15 protein-coding genes are annotated in these 18,679 nt (G+C 65.1%); 5 read left to right on the top strand and 10 right to left on the bottom strand.

What is annotated here, in order from left to right; genetic code table 11:
• Positions 1-21: 21 nt before the first annotated feature.
• Positions 22-1,563, bottom strand: coding sequence for a GntP family permease (locus NQ034_RS10715; RefSeq protein WP_373456781.1), 1,542 nt, complete (start codon positions 1,561-1,563; stop codon positions 22-24).
• Between the two features lie 180 nt (positions 1,564-1,743).
• Here NQ034_RS10715 and NQ034_RS10710 point away from each other — a divergent pair, with 180 nt between their 5' ends.
• Both NQ034_RS10710 and NQ034_RS10705 read left to right on the top strand, forming a co-directional pair.
• Positions 1,744-2,394, top strand: a complete 651-nt coding sequence (locus tag NQ034_RS10710; RefSeq protein ID WP_257048816.1) for a DUF4232 domain-containing protein — start codon at positions 1,744-1,746, stop codon at positions 2,392-2,394.
• Between the two features lie 85 nt (positions 2,395-2,479).
• Positions 2,480-3,274 (top strand): SDR family oxidoreductase, encoded by a 795-nt coding sequence (locus tag NQ034_RS10705; RefSeq protein ID WP_257048814.1) that lies wholly within the window; start codon positions 2,480-2,482, stop codon positions 3,272-3,274.
• Between the two features lie 21 nt (positions 3,275-3,295).
• Here the strand turns inward: NQ034_RS10705 and NQ034_RS10700 are convergent, their stop codons facing one another.
• Complete coding sequence (locus tag NQ034_RS10700) at positions 3,296-4,312, bottom strand: hypothetical protein (protein WP_257048813.1); 1,017 nt, start codon at positions 4,310-4,312, stop codon at positions 3,296-3,298.
• Between the two features lie 88 nt (positions 4,313-4,400).
• On the opposite strand from NQ034_RS10700, the gene NQ034_RS10695 reads away from it, so the two are divergent.
• The 3 genes from NQ034_RS10695 to NQ034_RS10685 all read left to right on the top strand — a co-directional run bounded on the left by NQ034_RS10695 (position 4,401) and on the right by NQ034_RS10685 (position 6,807).
• On the top strand, positions 4,401-5,048 hold the full coding sequence (locus NQ034_RS10695; protein WP_257048812.1) for a hypothetical protein: 648 nt from the start codon (positions 4,401-4,403) through the stop codon (positions 5,046-5,048).
• Between the two features lie 120 nt (positions 5,049-5,168).
• Positions 5,169-5,789 carry a DUF47 domain-containing protein gene (locus NQ034_RS10690; protein WP_257048811.1) on the top strand — a complete coding sequence of 207 codons (621 nt, stop codon included), beginning with the start codon at positions 5,169-5,171 and terminating at the stop codon, positions 5,787-5,789.
• 10 nt (positions 5,790-5,799) lie between these two features.
• Positions 5,800-6,807 carry an inorganic phosphate transporter gene (locus tag NQ034_RS10685; RefSeq protein WP_257048810.1) on the top strand — a complete coding sequence of 336 codons (1,008 nt, stop codon included), beginning with the start codon at positions 5,800-5,802 and terminating at the stop codon, positions 6,805-6,807.
• A 25-nt stretch (positions 6,808-6,832) separates the two neighbouring features.
• On the opposite strand, the gene pstB is transcribed toward NQ034_RS10685, so the two are convergent.
• The 8 genes from pstB to NQ034_RS10645 form a co-directional block, all read right to left on the bottom strand.
• Positions 6,833-7,612, bottom strand: coding sequence for a phosphate ABC transporter ATP-binding protein PstB (pstB, locus tag NQ034_RS10680; RefSeq protein ID WP_257048809.1), 780 nt, complete (start codon positions 7,610-7,612; stop codon positions 6,833-6,835).
• Between the two features lie 20 nt (positions 7,613-7,632).
• Positions 7,633-8,565, bottom strand: coding sequence for a phosphate ABC transporter permease PstA (gene pstA / locus NQ034_RS10675; protein ID WP_257048808.1), 933 nt, complete (start codon positions 8,563-8,565; stop codon positions 7,633-7,635).
• A gap of 1 nt (position 8,566) precedes the next feature.
• Positions 8,567-9,511: a phosphate ABC transporter permease subunit PstC gene (gene pstC, locus NQ034_RS10670; protein WP_257048879.1), complete on the bottom strand. Its 945-nt coding sequence runs from the start codon at positions 9,509-9,511 to the stop codon at positions 8,567-8,569.
• An 11-nt stretch (positions 9,512-9,522) separates the two neighbouring features.
• Positions 9,523-10,635: a phosphate ABC transporter substrate-binding protein PstS gene (gene pstS, locus NQ034_RS10665; RefSeq protein ID WP_257048807.1), complete on the bottom strand. Its 1,113-nt coding sequence runs from the start codon at positions 10,633-10,635 to the stop codon at positions 9,523-9,525.
• Between the two features lie 167 nt (positions 10,636-10,802).
• Complete coding sequence (locus NQ034_RS10660) at positions 10,803-13,547, bottom strand: bifunctional glycosyltransferase/CDP-glycerol:glycerophosphate glycerophosphotransferase (RefSeq protein WP_257048805.1); 2,745 nt, start codon at positions 13,545-13,547, stop codon at positions 10,803-10,805.
• On the bottom strand, positions 13,547-15,136 hold the full coding sequence (locus NQ034_RS10655) for a stealth family protein (RefSeq protein ID WP_257048804.1): 1,590 nt from the start codon (positions 15,134-15,136) through the stop codon (positions 13,547-13,549). The genes NQ034_RS10660 and NQ034_RS10655 overlap by 1 nt, the downstream gene beginning before the upstream one ends.
• Before the next feature lie 237 nt (positions 15,137-15,373).
• Entirely contained in the window at positions 15,374-16,345 is a 972-nt protein-coding gene (locus NQ034_RS10650) for an NUDIX hydrolase (protein WP_257048803.1), read from the bottom strand.
• Positions 16,342-18,678 (bottom strand): RNA degradosome polyphosphate kinase, encoded by a 2,337-nt coding sequence (locus tag NQ034_RS10645; RefSeq protein WP_257048802.1) that lies wholly within the window; start codon positions 18,676-18,678, stop codon positions 16,342-16,344. The genes NQ034_RS10650 and NQ034_RS10645 overlap by 4 nt, the downstream gene beginning before the upstream one ends.
• Position 18,679: the final 1 nt, after the last annotated feature.

Here is an 18,679-nt window from a genome sequence, read left to right as displayed (position 1 = left end):
TCGCATTCAGAGGGCCGCCCTCTAGATGAAGACGTCCAGGAGCAGCGCACCCAGCAGGCCCACCACCGAGATGAGCGACTCCAGCACCGTCCAGGTCTTGAAGGTCTGCGTGACGCTGGTGCCCAGGTACTGCTTGACCAGCCAGAACCCCGCATCGTTGACGTGCGAGAGGAACACGGAGCCGGCCCCCACGGCCAAAACCAGCAGCGAGACCTCGGCGGTGGGCAATTCTGCGGCCGCGGGTGCCATGAGGCCGGCTGCGGTCACCGTCGCCACGGTCGCCGAACCGGTGGCCACACGCACCAGGGCCGACACCAGCCAGCCCAACAGGACGATCGACACGCCAGTGCCCAGCACGCCGGCCGTGATGACCGTACCGATGCCGGTGTCCACCAGGATCTGCTTGAAGGCACCGCCGGCGCCCACGATGAGGATGATCCCAGCGATGGGCGGAACCGAGGACTCGAGCGTCTTGGCGACCTGTGCGCGCCCCATGCCAGATGGCAGGCCCAGGGTGAAGATGCTGACGAACACCGTGATCAGCAGGGCCACGGCGGGTGTGCCGAGGAAGTCGATCAGGTGCCAGAGGAAGCCGGAGCTAGCGGGCGCGAAGACCTCGACGATCGCCTTGAGCAGCATGAGCACGACCGGCAACAGGATCGAGGCCAGGGCGTTGCCGAACGGGGGTCTGCGAGTGGGGGTGAAAGGCGCGTCCTCGTCGGCGGTGGCGCCTGCGGGTGTCTGGGCACCGGCCTGCTCCCCGTGCTTGAACTTCCGTGACACGCGCTCCTGTTCCTGCGGGTCGTTGCCCGGCCCCGTACGGTACTGGTCCGGCACGCCGAACAGCGGCGGCACGGGCACAGGGGCCCAGCGCGCGGCGAATCCGGAGAACAGGGGACCGGCGATGATCAGAGTCGGAATGGCCACCAGAATGCCCAGCGCCAGGGTCAACCCCAGGTTGGCCTTGAGGGCGTCGATGGCGATGAGGGGTCCGGGGTGCGGCGGCACCAGGCCGTGCATGGTGGACAGTCCGGACAGGGTCGGGATCGCGATCTTCATCAGCGGCAGGCCCGAACGCCGGGTGACCAGGATGATGATCGGGATGAGCAGCACCAAGCCGATCTCGAAAAACATGGGCAGGCCGATCACCGAGCCGACCACTGCCATGGTCCACGGTAGGAAGCGCGGGCTGGACCGGTCGACGAGCGTATCGACGATCCGGTCGGCGCCGCCGGAGTCGGCCAGCATCTTGCCGAACATGGCACCCAGGGCGATGAGCACGCCCACGCCGCCGGCGGTGTCGCCGAATCCCTTGGTGAAACTGGTCAGAGCGTCCGCCGGGGCCATGCCGGCACCGATCCCCACTCCCAGCGCCCCCACGGTCAGGGCCAGGAACGGCGAGACCTTGAGCCAGGTGATGAGCGCGATGATGACGGCGAAACCGATGATGGTCGCTGCCAACAGCCGGGGTTCGGAGCCGACGGCGGTTGCGGTTGCGGCGGAATCGCCCTCGGCCAGGAGGGTTACCGCGGGGGAGTGCAGTGCAGGTAGTGCCTGAAACATCATTGTTCCCAAGCCTTCCCGTGAGGTCCAGTGGTGGAGCCGCCCGGTGGACGGCTTGGATGAGAACATGCCCGAATAATCGATGTCTGTGTTCCGCAGCACTCTGCGAGCCGCCACAATCGTCTTCCCGGAGTAGCGTGGAGGGTACGCGAAGCACATCGATGTACAGGAGGCCTTCCCATGTATCGCATAGTCCGGCCCGGCGCGGCGCTCGCCCTGGCCATCGGAATCGCGGTACCCCTTGCCGCGTGCTCGGGTGCATCCCAAACGACCGGCGCCCCCGCCCCAACCGAGCAGGTCACACAACCGGGTGCCCCCGCAGCGCCGACGGCCCCCGATGACGGCTCCGCCCAGGCCCCGGCGTCCACAGCAGGGACCGAACCGGGGCAGGACCCGTCGAAGACGGACGGGCTCTGCACGACGGCGGCTCTGCACGTCACGATGACCCCGGAGGACGCCGCAGCTGGCTCCCGCTACTTCACGATCACCTTCAAGAACCAAGGGGAGACGAGCTGCCACCTCAACGGTCATCCGGGCGTTTCTGCCGTCGCCGGCGATAAGGGCGAACAACTCGGAAAGGCGGCAGCACATGGCGCGCCGGACCCCGGCCGGGTCACCCTGGCGCCGGGCGATTCCGCACATGCCACGCTCAAGGCGGTCAACATCGGCGACGATGGCGGCCCGCTGGCCGGACGCTGCAAGGTCGAATCCGCGGCCGGGTGGAGGATCTACCCGCCGGATTCGAAGAAGTCCGTGTTCCTCCGGCAAACGGATATGAGGGCCTGCGGCTCCGACGTCGAATGGCTGACAGTCGGCTCCGTGACGAAGTGAGCCGGGGGAGCGAGTCAGAGCATGGGCGGCAGGCACAACAGGCCGCCTGACCGACGCCCCACCCCGTCTGATAGCCTGATTCGCTGTGTCTGAGACTGTAAGCGAAGAGAACGCCCCTGAAACCCCCATCCCGGCAGGTAGCCTGACCGGCAAGGTCGCCCTGGTGACCGGATCCTCGCGCGGAATCGGCGCTGACACCGCGGGCTACCTGGCCGCGGCCGGCGCCGATGTCGTCATCAACTACCGCAACAAGGCCCCGCGCGCGCAGCGCCTGGCGACCAAGCTGCAGGAGGCATACGGGGTCCAGGCGCCCACCATCGGCGCCGACCTGACGGATCCGGAATCCGTCACCGCGATGTTCGAGCAGATCCGCGAACACTTCGGCAAGCTCGACATCCTGGTCCTGAACGCCTCGGGCGGGATGGAGTCGGGGATGGCAGAGGACTATGCCCTGAAACTCAACCGCGATGCCCAGGTCAATGCGCTGCGCACCGCGCTGCCGCTGCTGTCCAGCGGCGCCCGCGTGGTCTTCGTGACCAGCCACCAGGCCCACTTCGTCGAAACCGCCCCGCAGATGGCCGACTACGCCCCGGTGGCGCGGTCGAAGAACGCCGGCGAGCAGGCACTGCGTGGCCTGATCGGCGAACTGGACGCCAAGGGCATCGGGTTCACCGTGGTCTCCGGGGACATGATCGAGGGCACGATCACGGCAACCCTGCTGGAACGGTCCAATCCGGGTGCGATCGAGGCCAGCCGCAAGCAGGCCGGCCGTCTGTACACCGTGTCGGAATTCGCCGCCGAGGTCGCCGCGGCCGCCGTCGAACCCGTCCCCGCCGATCACACCAAGTTGGTCGGCGACGTCAGCGCATACCAGGCCTGAGACCGCCCGGGCAGCACCGGCTTACAGCCGGATATCCGGCCGCCGGCGCCCGCGCCTGCCGCCCGGGCTCCGGTGCGTGCGCGGCCGGCCGTCGTCGGGTTCGTCCGCGACGACGACCTCGGCGATCTCCGGGGTGTGCGCATCGGGAGCAGGGGCTTCGGCCCCGCGCTTGGCCCGGCCGGCGCCCAGGGCCCGGCGCAACCCGCCCAACAGGTCCGCATCCGCCTTCTGCGATGATCTGCGCGGGTCGGTCCCGGGGGTGAAGTCCTCCGGGAAGGTGCCGAAGGTGATCCGTGCGTTCGAAGCGACCCGGCGGGCCATCGAGTGGTTGACGGACCCGCCGACCAGGGCGCCGACGCCGAAGGGCAGAGCGGTGCCCAGCACCGAACCGACGGTGCCGGCAGCGTACTTCTTCACCAGCATCTGCTTGAGCTTCTTCGCCAGTGCATTGACCGCGGTCTGCGGCAGGGTTCCGGCGACCAACGACATCCAGCTGTCGTTCTGATCGCGCTCCATCATGTCCAGGGCGTTCTGTGCGGCGCTCGGGCGCGCACCCGCACCGGAAGCGCCGGCGCCCCTGGCCCTGGACGCACCTCTGGCGCCCGCGGCGCGCTGGGCGAACTGCCGGATCACCTTCTGCCCCGAGGAGCCCAACACCACACCCAGCACCAGCGCATTGGCCCGCTGCTCGTCGGCGACCTCGACCCCGGAGAGCTCCGCCAGGGACTGCGCGTAGAGCGCCGTGAGCTCGAGGAAGGCGCCGGTCTCCGCGGTCGCCAGGCCCAGGCCGACGGCAGTGCCGATGCCCGGGACCACAGCGCCCGCACCCACAGCTGCACCGCTGCCCGTGGTCGCCCACAGGTAATGATTTGTCACGATCCGGGCGATCCGGTCCGGTCCGACATCCGGGTGGGCCCTGCGGACTGCGCGCAGATAGGCCAGGACGACCGGCCGCTGGACCGATACCGCCTTGCCCAGGATGCGCGATGCCAATGGCAGGCGCGCCGCCCGGGGGAGGGCCTTCATCGAATTCGCCACGTGAGATTCCTTTCGCCGGCGGATGGTGCAGAGCCCCATCCTGTCATCGCCGGCCGAAAGGATGATGGGAGCCGGGTACGATGTGCGGGTGAGTGAAACCCCGAACCGGAACCAGGGCCGGGCCTATCACCGGCCCGTCAAACGTGCCGACTTGGACGGGCCGGACACCGGTCTGGACCCCGCGGCCCGCGCGGAACTCGCCCATGAGCTCGCATCCCTCCTGGTGACGGGCCCGGACCTGCCGCGCAATGCCGCATCCGCCCGCCGTTTCGTCACCCTGGCCGAGGAATTCGGAATGGACACCGTCACCCGGATGTGGGCCTCGTGTCCGCCGGTCAGCCTGCCCGGCGCGCTGTTCCGTCTGTACGCACTGCGCGCCTGGATCCAGGGCCACGGGAGACAAGCCGCACAGTGGTATACGAACGGTCTGGGGCATACCGCCGACCCCGGTGCCAGGCGGTTGACCGCGGCCCAGGTCGTCGCCGGAGTGCAGGAACCACCGGGACCCGCCGAGGTCGCGCGGACCGCCGACGAAATCCTCACCGGGGCCTTCCTGGGCGACTTCGCCGATGCGCTGGCCCGTGCCTCGGCCTTCGTGTCCGTGGCCGCGACCGGGCGCGCAGCGGACCCCGGCACGACGGCGGATACACCGGATCCCGGCCTCGGCAATTTCGTCCGGCTGGCCGAGGACCTGGCCTGCGCCGCCCGGGATTACCGGGCCGGAAGCCTGAACTGATACGCTGGACGCGGATGTCGGGCTGCTGAAGCCCCGGGCTCCAAAAATCGCCGCTTCGAGCGGCCTACCGCCGAGAGGCGCTCTCAGTCCGGCATCCCTATCATCACGGAAAGAGGAACCGTGCCACTTCGTCGCTCTGCCCACGATTCGGCGTTCTTCTCCCTCCTGGTCACCCAGACCGAACATCTGCGCGATGCGAACCTGGTGTTGGCCGAACTCTCCGGGATCCCCGCAGCCGAACGCCGGCAGGCGGTCAAACGGATGCACTCGATCAGCGACCGGGCCGATGAGTCCGCCGGTGCCATGTTGCGCCTGCTGCGGGAGAACTATCTGCCGCCATTGGACCGGAGGGAACTCTACGCCCTCTCCGATACGATCCGCGACGTCAACCACCGCCTGGACGCGGTCGGTTTCGCCATGACGTCCTCGGCGTTCGACGATCTGCCCGTGGGAGTGCTGGAGATGCTCTCGTTGCTCTCCCAACAGGCCGACCAGACCATCAGGATGGCCCAGCGGCTGGGTGCGAAGGTCGATCAATGGGACTACGTCGACCGGATGAACAGCCTGCACAACCGTGCGATCGCCCTGCAACAGCAGGTGTCAGACGCGGTGCCGGCGGCACGCCTGGGCCTGACCTATCTGGCGGCCGCGATGTCGCTGTCGAACGCGTTCATCCAGGCGTCCAGCGGCTGCAAGGCGATCGCCCGGGTGGTCGCCGAGATCGCCATCCGCGAATCCTAGGCGCCGACCCGTGATCGAACTTCTCACCGGGGTCCTCGTTCTGGGCCTGGTCTTCGCCTTCGCCAACGGTTTCCACGATATGGGAGTGGTGGTCGGCAACGCCGTGGCCACCCGTGCTCTGCGACCCGGCCCCGCAGTCACCCTGGCCACCGGTTTCACCGTGGTGGGCGCCCTGTTGGGCCAGGGGATCGCCGATGCCGTGACCGACGCCCTGCTGCACTTCAGCGAGGACCCGCGCACGATCCTGCTGACGATGCTGGCGGGCCTGTCGGCGGCGCTGCTGATCAACGTCGCAACGTACCTGATGGCGGTGCCGGTGAGTTCCACCCATTGCCTGTTCGGCGGGCTGGCCGGCGCGGCCGTGATCTTCGGATTCACCGGGCCCGACCGCGCATCCCTTCTGGCGGTCGGGCTGCCCCTGCTGCTGGCGCCCGTCATCGCCTGGCTGTGTTCCCTGCTTGTCACCCGGGTGGTACTGCAGGTGGTCCGGGCACGGCCGGCCAAACCCCTGCTGCGCGTGTTCCGCATGGCCTCGAGCGTTGGGGTGGCCCTGCTGTCCCTGGTCCACGGGGTGCAGGATGCGCAGAAGATCGGCGCGGTGCTGTTCTTCGCCTGGGGCGCGGTCCACGCCCTGCCCGGCGGTGCCGGGCTCGGAGCCCAGCGGCCGCTGTGGCTGCTGCTGGCCGTGGCCTGTGCACTGGGCCTGGGCACCGCCACCGGCGGCTGGCGGGTGGCGCGCACGGTGAGTATGCGGATGGTTTCGCTGGAACCGGTGCGCGGTGCGGTGGCCGGGCTGGTCGCCTCCGCCGTGCTCTACGTGTCGACCTTCGTCTTCCGGGCCCCGTTCTCCACCGCCTGGTCGGTGGTCGGGGCCAATCTGGGCACCCAGATCGGGGCCCGGCCCAACCGCGTCCACCTGGAGCTGGCCCTGAAGGTGGGGAGCACCTGGCTGTTGACCCTGGTGGTCGCGGCCGGGCTGGGCTGCCTGCTGGCCTGGCCGCTGTCCGGCCTGGTCTGAGTCCTGCGGAGAGCGGGAGCGGGGCTCAGCCGAACCGGCCGGAGATGTAGTTCTGCGTCTCCTCCCGCTCCGGGTTGGAGAAGATCGTCTCGGTGTCGTTGAACTCGATGAGGTGGCCGGGCTTGCCGGTGCCAGCGATGTTGAAGAACGCGGTCTTCTGCGACACCCGCGCCGCCTGCTGCATATTGTGCGTGACGATGACGACGGTGAAGTCCTCTTTGAGCTCGTTGATCAGGTCCTCGATCGCCAGGGTGGAGATCGGGTCCAGGGCCGAACACGGCTCGTCCATCAGCAGCACCGAGGGGCGCACCGCGATCGCCCTGGCAATGCACAGACGCTGCTGCTGGCCACCGGACAGGCCGGAGCCCGGCAGGTCGAGGCGGTCCTTGACCTCACCCCACAGATTCGCCCCGCGCAGGGCCGATTCGGCCAGCTCGTCGGCGTCGGCCCGGCTGATCTTCGAGTTGTTCAGTCGCACCCCGGCCAGCACGTTCTCCTTGATGGACATGGTGGGGAAGGGGTTGGCGCGCTGGAACACCATCCCCACCTCGCGGCGCACGTCGACGGGGTCGACCCCGCCGGCGTAGATGTCCTGGCCGTCCATCCTGACGCGGCCCTCGACTCGGGCTCCGGGGATCACCTCGTGCATCCGGTTCAGCGTGCGCAGCACAGTGGACTTGCCACAGCCCGAAGGGCCGATGAAGGCCGTGACGGTGCGCGGGCGGATGCTCATCGACACGCCCTCGACGGCACGGAAATCGCCGTAGAAGATGTTCAAGTCGTCGATGTCGATCTGTTTGGACATGCGTTGTGCCTTTCGTGTGCCTAGCGGGAGGCCTTGGGGGCCAGCCGGTGGGCGATGATTCGGGCGGCCAGGTTGAGCACCATGACCAGCACGATGAGCACCAGGGCCGCTGCCCAGGCGCGATCATAGCTGGCGATGGCGTCGGACCCGGGCGCGGTGGGGCGCATCTGCGCATCGTAGATGAAGGTCGGCAGGGTGGTCATCCAGCCGGAGAACACGTTCCAGTTCATTCCGGCGGCGAACCCGGCGGTGACCATGATGGGCGCGGTTTCGCCGATCACCCGGGAGATCGCGATCGTGATCCCCGACAGGATGCCGCTGATCGCGGTGGGCAGGACGATCTTCATGATCGTCTTCCACTTCGGCACGCCCAGGGCGTATGTGGCCTCGCGCAGGTCGTGGGGGACCAGGCGCAGGATCTCCTCCGTCGAGCGCACGACCAGAGGGATCATCAGCACGGACAGGGCGACGGCCGCGGCCAGCCCGGATTTGGCATTGGTCAGCTGGGAGGGCGCCACGATGCCGATGACCGTCGAGAACAGGGCGAAGGCGAACAGGCCGGCGACGATCGACGGAATGCCGGTCATCACGTCGACGAAGAAGGTGATCGCCCGGCCCAGCCGGTTCTTCCCCGCGTACTCGACCAGGTAGATGGCTGCGAGCACGCCGATCGGGATCGAGATGATGGCCGCGACCAACGTGATGAGGACGGTGCCGACGATCGCATGGTAGAACCCGCCCATCAGGGGTCCGTCGCCGGCGACGAATTCGCGGTCGAATACCCCCTTCATCCCGTCCATGGTCCGGGTGAGCACCGTGGAGTTCTCCAGCAGCACGGGCAGTCCACGGCTGACGGCCATCCACAGCAGGGCCAGCAGCGGGATGCAGGCGATGACGAAGGAGGCCACGATGAGTGTCGTCATGACCCGGTCGGTCACTTTGCGGCGGTTCATATCAGCCCTCCTTGATGGTCGTGCGGGTGACGATCCAGCGGGCCGCCATGTTCACGATCAGGGTGATCGCGAAGAGCACCAGGCCGATGGAGATGAGTTCCGAGAGCCGCAGTCCCGAGGCCTCTGGGAAGTTCTGTGCGATCTCCGCGGCGATCGTCTGGTTGCCGGATACCAGTAGGGACAGGGTCAGTCCGCCCGAGGACAGGACCATGGCAACCGCCATGGTCTCGCCCAGGGCCCGGCCCAGTCCCAGCATGATGGCCGAGACGATGCCCGAGGTGCCGAAGGGCAGCACGGCCATACGGATCATCTCCCAGCGGGTCGCGCCCAGGGCCAGGGCCGCCTCCTCCTGCAGCCGGGGCGTCTGCAGGAAGACCTCGCGCGACAGGGAGGTGATGATCGGCAGCACCATGATGGACAGCACCAGGGAGGCGGTGAGGATGGTATTGCCGGTCTGGGACACTCCGCCGCCCGCATCGGGGGCGAAGATCGGGATCCAGCCCAGCCAGGTCGCCAGCCAGGCGTAGAGGCCCGTGAGGTGTCCGGAGATGGACAGGCCCCACAGTCCGTAGACCACCGAGGGAATGGCCGCCAGCAGGTCGATGACATAGCCCAGGCTGGAGGCGAAACGGCGTGGTGCGATGTGCGTGGTGAACAGTGCGATGCCCAGGGCGAAGGGAGTGGCGACCAGCAGCGCGATGAGCGCGCTGATGAGCGTGCCCGCGATCAGCGGCAGCACATAGGCAATGAACCCGTGCCCGCCGGAGATCGAACCGGGCTCCGAGGCCGAGGCCCTGATGACATCGGTCGACTGCAACAACAGGAACAGCGCCACACCGGCCAGGATGGCCAGGATCAGGATGCCAGCCGCCAGCGACAGGAGGGAGAAAATGCGGTCGCCCGGCCGCACCACGGCGCGTGTCCGTGATGCGGCCGGGCGCTCGATTACTGTGTCGCTCAACCCTTGACCTTAATCGTGTCGACTGCCTTGGCGGCCTTTTCGGCTACGGCCGGGGACAGCGGCGCGGATTTGGCGTTCTCCGCACCCGACTGCTGCCCCTCATCGCTGAGCACGTACTTCTCCCAGGACTTGACCAGATCGGCCTTGGCCTGGTCGGCATAGGCCGAGCAGACGATGTGATAGGACACCAGGACCAGCGGGTAGGTGTCCGCCTCGGTGGAATCGCGCTTGATGTCGATGGCGATGTCGTTCTCGCCGCGGCCGGACACCTGATCGGAGGCCTCGACGGCCTTGGCAGCGGCCTCGGCCGAATGGGCCACATAGGTGTCGCCGACCTTGATCTTCGCGGTTCCCATATCGTCGGTGACGGCGGAGGAGTCGACGTAGCCGATCGCCCCCTTGGTCTTCGTCACCGTGGAGACGACGCCATCGGTGCCCTGCGCGGATTCGCCCTTGTAGGCGCCGGGGAACTCCTTGGAGCCCTCATCGGGCCAGTCCTTGGAGGCGGTCTTGTTCAGGTAGTCCGTGAAGTTCTCCGTGGTGCCCGATTCGTCCTTGCGGTGCACGGCGGTGATGGGGGAGTCCGGCAGGTTGGCATCGGCGTTCTCCGCCTTGATCGCCGGATCGTTCCACGTGGTGATCTTGCCGGAGAAAATCTGTGCGATGAGGGATGGGGACATATTGAGTTCGCTCACCCCCTCGAGGTTGAAGGCCACCGAAATGGGGGAGATGTAGACGGGGAACTCGATGGCGCCATCGGGCCCGCAGACCTTCTTGGCGGCTTCGACCTGATCGTCCTCGAGGTAGGCGTCGGAACCTGCGAAGTCCGCGGTGCCGGCCAGGAACTGCTTGACGCCGGCACCCGAACCATCGGGCGAGTAGTTCACCTGGGCTCCCGAATTCGCCGACTTGAAGTCGGTTGACCAGGCCTGCACAGCGGACTTCTGCGCCGAGGACCCGATGCCCACCAGGGTGCCGGAAACACTTGCGGAATCCGACGCCTGGGAACCGGTCCCGGTTTCCCCCGTGGCCGAACCGCCACAGGCGGACAGCGTGAGAGCGCCGATCGAGACGATGGCGGCGGCGGGGATGACGCGCTTGAGTTTCACTATGATGTACCTTTCACACCAGGGTTCTTCGGGCCGAACGCCCGCTTCGCCTTCACGGTAGAAGCGGCAGTTTGCCCGAAGACCCATAGCGGGTGAACGGTGAGTGAACAGCGGTGGAACGAGTCAGGAATGGAGCCGTCAGGGAATCCGCATGCCCCGCTGGCCGTTTAGGAAGCGGCCTCTGCGGAGGCTTGCGTCATCGTTGTCAATGGTACGGGGGTGAGTGTGCCCGTTCGATTAACAGCCTCGGGATAGCGTTTTGGTGCTGGAGGGGTAGGAATCGGAGTGCGTGCCTGACGTCTAGTGAGCTTCTTACCGAGCGATTCGATGAAGGCCACAGTGCGCTCGCAGTTCTTGCCATCGGCCGGTGCGAAAACCTGTTCGACGCGTTCGGCGAATTCCGGCCGGAGCTCACCGGGGGAATCGAGCAGCGCGGGCAGGGATTCTTCGAGTTCGGTGAAGGTCCGGCAGACGGGGCCGAATCCATCCCGATCGTAGTCGAAGTAACCAGGTCGTGTCGTATGGCCTCCTCTGAATACGACCTCCCGATCGAACTGATAGTAGACGACGGGTCGGCGGATCATAGCGGTGTCGAAGGCGATGGAGGAGTAATCGGTGATGACTAGGGCCGCGTTGGCAAGGACCTCTTGGACGTCGTCGGTTTCATAGGAGGCCATGTGAACGTCCTGGGGGATATTGAACCGGTCCAGGTACGGGGTGATATTGGGGTGGGGCATGAACGTGATGGATAATCCGAAAGCACGGGCGAGCGACTGGAGAGTGGTTGAATTCACCACTGTGGTCCAAGCCTGGCAATATTCCGACTGCTCGAAATCGGCAAGCAGGCCGGGAGCACCAGTAGCCGGGTCGACGTCCCCCACTAGGAACTGTCGCCAAGTGGGCATGACTACGATGGATTTAGGATCATTGTGCCGTGCGGCGATCCGGACGAGACGGTCATATCGCGCGAGCCCGGTATTCGCTACCTCGTGAGGTGAGAACTTGTACTCGGACCCTTCGCCGCAAACCGAAGCGTATTCGGCCTGTGTGGTGGTGATAAAGCCCGCGATCGGCTTGGGAGACAGCCAACGGGACAGGTCATCCTTAATTACGCCATGTTGGAGGAAGAAGAACTTCCACTTCCATCCGCCCGTGCGCGGGAATGGGTTGTACACATGTCCATTGGCATGTGAAGAAACGATATGGGTGGCGTTGAGGCAGAGTATTTTCCACAATAGTGAGCCGTGGGCGATGACCCGTTTGTACCCGGCCTTTTTCAGACGGGAGTAGTCTGGCGAGTCCTTGGAGACGACGAACCAGGCGTTGATGTCCCGTCGGTGCTTTCGTAGATAAGTGAAGAGGTGCTCGGCGTTGTCGTGGGCATCGGGGCCCCGGTCCATGAGAACCCAGGCGCGTGAGAACAGGTTTTTGAAAATACGGAGGTTTGCAAGACGTTCTGCATCGCCATCGAAAAATTTGAAAGTTTTACGAGAGGGTGTTTTCCTGGTGGGTAGACTTGATTTAGCTCGATACTTCTCGATTTCTCCTCGGCGTAATGTTAAATATCCTGAAGTGGGCCATGTAAACGTTAAGGGTATTGACTTCCCTGATATGCGTGCCTCGATCTCCCCGTTACTCCATACCCAAACGGTTCGTTCATGGAGCAGAGTTCTTTGGAGATATACGATATCGCGAGTTTTGGAATGATGTGGTTGGGTTGTAAGACCTCGCACGAGGAATTCTTCTTCTGGCTGTGGTCCGGTGAAGCGATAAGTCAGCTTGACTAACCCTTGAGAATGATCCAAGTCGCTAACGAATACTCTGTCCCAATGCCAGGTGACACTGTCGTATCCATGGCTTAGAGCTTCGCGTTGTGACGCTGAGCGCTTGATTAGATCAAAACCTTCTACGACTATGTCTTCAAGGAATGGTCGGATTTTACTTACGAGTTGGTGAAATTTTATACAGGTAGTCTGATCAAGACCTGCAGTCTTCCCGAACATTGACTCTTCGGCACGGAGCACCCAAGTTAATTCATAGATAACCGTGTTTTGAATCCAACGGGGAATAGTGGGTGATAGTCTAGACGCGGAGGTTAGGAGATCAAGATAACCGAATTCAAGTACGTCAGTGTATTTGCGTGGGTCCACTCCTGCTATCTGCAGGGATGAGGTCCCATCGGCTCGACGACGATAATTATATATTGCGGTTCCGACGAACCCGACAAGGCGGTCTCGTTGGTCAAGCAAGTAATGGGCTACGAAATGCCCATCTTCGAATATGGGGCGAATCCGTTTGTCGAAGTGGGTGTTAAGTCGATGGAGTGTTGTGACCCTGAAAAAAGTAGACGCTGCGTGCATGTGGATGAATCGTGGAAACCTATCGATATCGACCAACTGGTCACCACCGGCGAAGCGGAAACGCAGTGGGTGTCTGTCCACTTGTTCTTCACGCCCGTCATCATAGTAATCGTGCTGATGGCCGACAGCCATAATCGCATCAGGGTGCTCTATCAGGAAATCGGAAATACGCTCGAAGTAGTCGTCGGCGACGAAGTCGTCGGGGTCGATGAAAGTGACCCAATCCGCATTACCCACTAATTCCAAGCCGTGGTTACGGGCAGGGCCCTGGCCTGCATTGGTCTGGCTCACTACGGTCACATCGATATCGGTGCGCTGTGCCCAGGTTCGCAGAGTCTGGGCCGAATCGTCCGTAGAGCCATCGTCAACCATAATGACGTGCAACCGCGCATGATCGATTGTCTGCCGGTCCAGTGATCCGGTGAAGTCGCCCAGGAAACGATCGACGTTGTAGACGGCGGAGACCACGGCGAAGGTGGGCAGAGATCGGGCTGAAGCGGATACAGACATGGGCAATTCGGATTCCTTGGTTCGGATCTGGTCGTGGTGCATTACTTCTCGAAACTGCTCTTGACTGGGAAGACGGTCTCGAAGAAGTGGAGTAGGGAGGCGGTGATGGCGTCATTGACCGAGGGATCCGCATTGGTGTCATTGGCGCAGAACACATCCAAGTCCTTCCGCTGTGACAGGCGGGCTAAACGCAGGTCACGGTCCTTCACTGCGATGTCCAGGTAGGCGTAGCGGATGTTCGCCTCCACTGCGCGGCCTCTGGCGTAGGCATCGTAGTGGTACAGGGAACTGGTGATGGACAGGTCGTCGGGATGGCGGAACCTGGAGTGTTCGACCTGCGTGAACATATCGGGGTGTTGTTCTTCCATCCATTCCAGTTCGCGGCGCAACTGCGGATGTGGGGTGTGCTTGAATTTGTTCGTCACGATCCGGCCGTAATTGGTCCGGATGTAGTCGCGGTTGCGCTTTGCCGCTGACATCACCGGCAGATCCCTGGAGCTGGGTGGTTCGATGTCCAGCGGCGCCGCGGACGGGAAGAACTTCGACTGTCCGCTGCCGGTGAAGAAGAGCTCGGGGTTGGTAGGGCGCATGAAGACGATGTCGTCGTTCATGTAGACGTACTTATCGGCCAGCCCGGGTATATGGTGCAGCTGCGATTCGATGGCGTGTGAGTTGAACACGGGCAGGGCGTCGGCATCCGTGAAGATGTCCTTGTGGTCGATCACCTTGATTTTGGGGTTCGAGGTGTCCAGCCAGTCCGGAATCTGTCCATCGGTGACCAGGTAGATCGTACGGACCCAGCTGGCGTAGTACTCGACCGATCGCAGGGAGTACTTCAGCTCATTGCGGCTGATGAACCGGGATGTCACGGTCGCCGTTTCATTGAGCGAGCCGGGGTCCACCGATGCCTCGACGGCGGCGCGTTTGGCCCTCCAGCCCGGATCGTCGCCGTCGACCCAGGTGTAGACGAGGTCGACTGGCCCCTCGACCTCGTACAGATGCGGGCAGTCCCAGGCGATCCGACCATTGTGGTTCTCAACGGTATCGTTCCACCGGTCCGGGACGATGTATTCGACCAGGGTGCGCGGCCTGCTGATCTTCCTGTGTAGAGTCCCCGGAATATGCGTTTCCCCGTCGACCCGGGGCACTCGGTTGTCCAGAATCGCCCACGGCTCGATCGACACGATCTCTTGGTTGGTCGTCATCTGCCGGCCGTTGGCGGCTTCCTGACGGTGGGCCAACCTGATGGAGCCGATCTGGTCAGGGCGGCGCAGAGCTGCGCGGCGGCTCAACGCCCGCCGCTGCACGTTGAGGAAACGGATACTCCAAGAATCCGCCGGGAAATATGCGTCGATATTGCGCACGAAGGGATAGGTCGCGCTTTCGGGAATGACCAGGATGGGAACGAAGGCTCCGACTTGGGGGAGCTGTACGTGCTGGATGCTCAGCGCGTCAAGGGCCGTGGCGACCGCGGCCCTGGTGGCCTCGACATGGGCGCGGGCATCGTAGTGGAAAGAACTGGTAGCGGCTGATTTCTGCGCGCCCGGCCGTTCAGCGGCCCGACCGAAGCCCTCGCGTGCACCGGCTGTGTACACGGCCCCTGCGGTCAACTGCAGCTGCCTTGGCGTCATACGCGACACCATCGTCCGGACGAGCGATGACGTGGCGGTGCGGGGATGTAACACGGGGCTCCGTTCGAGTAGTACCAACTGCAGAACCCATACCGGACGAAGCCGAAAAGTGGGGATCTCGCACCATTATATCCATATGCCCTACCAAAGACGGTCAATTCGGCTAGTGCGTCGCACATGGTGGTCCGAGGATGCGGAAAAGTGGCCTTACGTGCCGCGAGAACTACGGGAGCACAGTCAGCCGTCGATCGGGCGGAACCGCTCCAGCGCGACGATGCGCGGCACGGGGCCCCGGCGCACATGGGCGATGAGGACCTCGCCGGGGTGCAGGTAGGGATCCTCCTGCGGCAGTTCGGTGCGGACCCCGGCCGGCGCGTGCTCGCCCAAGACGTGCAGGATGCTCGGCAGCACGGGCCGGTGGGTGCACACCACGGCCGGCTGTTCCTTGAGCAATAGCTTCTCGATCGTCTTGACGGTCTTCTGCGGCGCCAGGGTGTGCGCCTTCTCCGACAGCGGGGCCAGTAGCCTGACGTTCTTACCGAGGGCCGCGGCGATCGGCTTGACGGTCGCCACACAGCGTTTCCACGGTGATGAGTAGACCCGTTTGATCTTCCAAGCGCTCAACAGCCCGGTCAGTGCCATGGCCTGCACGGTCCCCAGACCCAGCAGGGGGCGAACCGACTCGGTCTCATGCCATTTGGCCCGCGGGAACGCCTTGCCGTGGCGCACCAGGATGAAGGGCCAGGTGAACAGGCTGCCGGTCGCATGGGCCTGCATCAGCCGGGTCAGCTGTTCCCGGTCGGCGTGGGCGCTGAGCCTGCTCAGGGCGGTCTGCGCAGGGCACCAGGCTGCCTCGTCGATCTCCTTGGGATTCTCCGGTGCGGGAGGCGCATCGGATTTCACCTGTGCGGCCCAGTAGGACACGTGCTTGTCCAGCCGCTTGCCGACCGTGTACCGGGCAGCTGGCAGCGGAATGCCCAAGTGGATACGGTACCCGGTTTCCTCGGCGACCTCGCGCACCGCGGTCTCCGGCAGGGTCTCGCCCGGCTCCACCTTGCCCTTGGGCCACGACCAGTCGTTGTACTTGGGCCGGTGGACCAGCAGGACCTCGAGCACTCCGCCGCGTTCGCGCCAGCACACGGCGCCGGCGGCGTAGACGTCCGCACGAACTCCGGCGGATTCCCCTGCGTTCGACACGGCCTGGCTCATCGGCGGCCCCGTGCCATGGTCAGCGGAGTGGGCCGGGCGGTCGGGCCCGGACGCCCGGGCGCTGCGGTGGGCACCGGCGCGCCGGGCTGGGACTGTAGTTCGTCCTCCTCCTGTGCCGTGGTCGCGGCGGTCGTCGGAGCCGAGGCGAGTTGACCGATGGTCGAATCCGTGACGTGCCGGGCCCGCGCGCCGCTCGAACTACTCGCATGGTCCCGCCTGCCGCGTTCGATCAGGGTGAACTGGTAGTCGCGCAGCACCGCTCCGGATTCGCTGCGGGAGTGCCGGGTCCAGGCGCCGTCGGCGTCGAGCCGGAAGCTCGCCGTGCGATTCGAGAAGGCAAGATCGAACAGGTCCTCCACCGCCCCGCGGTGGGCCGGCGTCTCCAACCGGACCAGGGCCTCGACCCTGCGGTCCAGATTGCGGTGCATGAGGTCGGCCGAGCCGATGTAGGCGGTGGATTCCGCACCGGAGCCGAAGACGAAGATGCGCGAATGCTCCAGATAGCGTCCCAGTACGGACCTGACCTCGATGTTCTCCGACAGGCCCGGCACTCCGGGGCGCAGCGAGCAGATGCCGCGGACGAACAGCTGCACCTTCACCCCGGCGCGGGAGGCCAGGTAGAGCGCATCGACCAGGGCCTCGTCGACGATCGAGTTGACCTTGATCCTGATCCGCGCGGGTCTGCCGGCTGCGGCCAGTTCGGTCTGTTGACCGATGAGCTCCAGCAGGCCCTCGCGAACCCGCTGTGGGGAGACCAGCAGGCGGGAGAAATCGGCCAGCGGGGAATAGCCGGAGAGCCGGTTGAACAACTTGCTCAGGTCATCGGCCAGCACGGGATCGGTCGACAGCAGGCCCAGGTCCTCATAGCCGCGGGCGGTCTTGGGATTGTAGTTGCCCGTGCCCACATGGCAGTAACGGCGCAGCCCGTCGGCCTCCCGCCTGACCACCAGGGACAGCTTCGCATGGGTTTTCAGCCCCACCACCCCGTAGACCACGTGGACGCCGGCGCGTTCGAGCTTGCGGGCCCAGATGATATTGGCCTCCTCGTCGAACCGGGCCTTGATCTCCACCACCGCCAGCACCTGCTTGCCCGCCTGCGCGGCGTCGACCAGGGCGTTGACGATGGGGGAGTCGCCCGAGGTCCGGTAGAGCGTCTGCTTGATCGCCAGTACCTGCGGGTCGGTGGCAGCCTGTTCCAGGAAGGCCTGCACGGAGGTGGAGAAGGAATCGTACGGGTGGTGCAGCAGCACCTCGTGTTCGCGCATCGCCTCGAACACATCGACCTGGTCGGAGGACTCCACCGGGGCCAGGTCGCGGTTGGTCTTGGGCACGGCCCGGGGGAAGTGCAGATCGTCGCGTTCGATGTCGACGACGATCCCCAGGCCCCGCATGTCCAGCGGGTCGTCCAGCGTGAAGACCTCGCGCTCGTCGAGTTCGAGCTCGTCGATGAGGATCTCGCGGACCCGCGGGTGCAGGTCCCCGGTGGCCTCCAGGCGCACGGCGGGACCGAAGCGGCGGCGCAGCAGTTCCTTCTCCAGCGCCTTGAGCAGGTTCTCGGTGTCGTCCTCCTCGACTTCCAGATCCTCGTTGCGGGTGACGCGGAAGACGGAGCAGTTGAGGATCTCCATCCCGGTGAACAGCCGCGTCAAGTGCGCGGCGATGAGGTCTTCGAGTTTGAGGAAGCGGGCCGGGGTGTCGGGACCGACCTGGCGCACCCCCCGGTGGGCGGAGACATTGATGAACCGCGGCAGGGTCTGTGGGACCTTGACCCGGGCGAACAGTTCCGCCCCAGTGGTGGGATTGCGCAGCAGCACCCCCAGGTTCAGTGACAACCCGGAGATATAGGGGAAGGGATGCGAGGGATCGACCGCCAGCGGGGTGAGCACGGGGAAGACCTGGCTGGTGAAGAAATCATCGGCCATCGCCCGCTCGTCCCCGTCGAGCTGGTCCATCGTCACGAAGTGGATGCCCTCGTCGGCCAGCCGGGGCCGGATATCGGCGCGGAACAGTTCGACCTGTCGCTCCATCAGTTCCCTGGCCCGCCGGCTGATCTTCGCCATGACGGTCAGGGGCGTCTCGCCGGTCAGGGTGGGCACCGCCAGTCCCGTCTGGATCCGGCGCTTGAGGCCGGCGACGCGGACCATGAAGAACTCGTCGAGGTTCGAGGCGAAGATCGCCAGGAAATTCAATCTCTCCAACAGCGGGATCGATTCGTCGGCGGCCAGGGTCAGGACCCGCTCATTGAAGGCCAGCCAGGACAGTTCCCGATCGAAGAACCGGTCCTTCGGCTCCGGCAGGTTGAAGGCGGTGACGGCCTGCTGGGCGTTGTACATG

Source organism: Brevibacterium moorei (assembly GCF_024580735.1).
GTDB lineage: Bacteria > Actinomycetota > Actinomycetes > Actinomycetales > Brevibacteriaceae > Brevibacterium > Brevibacterium moorei.
Note: the sequence above shows the minus strand (reverse complement) of the source record. Positions and strands in the feature narration are given on the sequence as shown.

What these genes read in the sequence shown, in the direction of transcription:
- NQ034_RS10715 (WP_373456781.1), bottom strand. Translation starts at nt 1,563, where the DNA reads ATGTTTCAGGCACTACCTGCACTGCACTCCCCCGCGGTAACCCTCCTG.
- NQ034_RS10710 (WP_257048816.1), top strand. Translation starts at nt 1,744, where the DNA reads ATGTATCGCATAGTCCGGCCCGGCGCGGCGCTCGCCCTGGCCATCGGA.
- NQ034_RS10655 (WP_257048804.1), bottom strand. Translation starts at nt 15,136, where the DNA reads ATGACGCCAAGGCAGCTGCAGTTGACCGCAGGGGCCGTGTACACAGCC.
- pstB (WP_257048809.1), bottom strand. Translation starts at nt 7,612, where the DNA reads ATGTCCAAACAGATCGACATCGACGACTTGAACATCTTCTACGGCGAT.
- NQ034_RS10650 (WP_257048803.1), bottom strand. Translation starts at nt 16,345, where the DNA reads ATGAGCCAGGCCGTGTCGAACGCAGGGGAATCCGCCGGAGTTCGTGCG.
- NQ034_RS10660 (WP_257048805.1), bottom strand. Translation starts at nt 13,547, where the DNA reads ATGCACCACGACCAGATCCGAACCAAGGAATCCGAATTGCCCATGTCT.
- NQ034_RS10645 (WP_257048802.1), bottom strand. Translation starts at nt 18,678, where the DNA reads ATGTACAACGCCCAGCAGGCCGTCACCGCCTTCAACCTGCCGGAGCCG.
- pstA (WP_257048808.1), bottom strand. Translation starts at nt 8,565, where the DNA reads ATGAACCGCCGCAAAGTGACCGACCGGGTCATGACGACACTCATCGTG.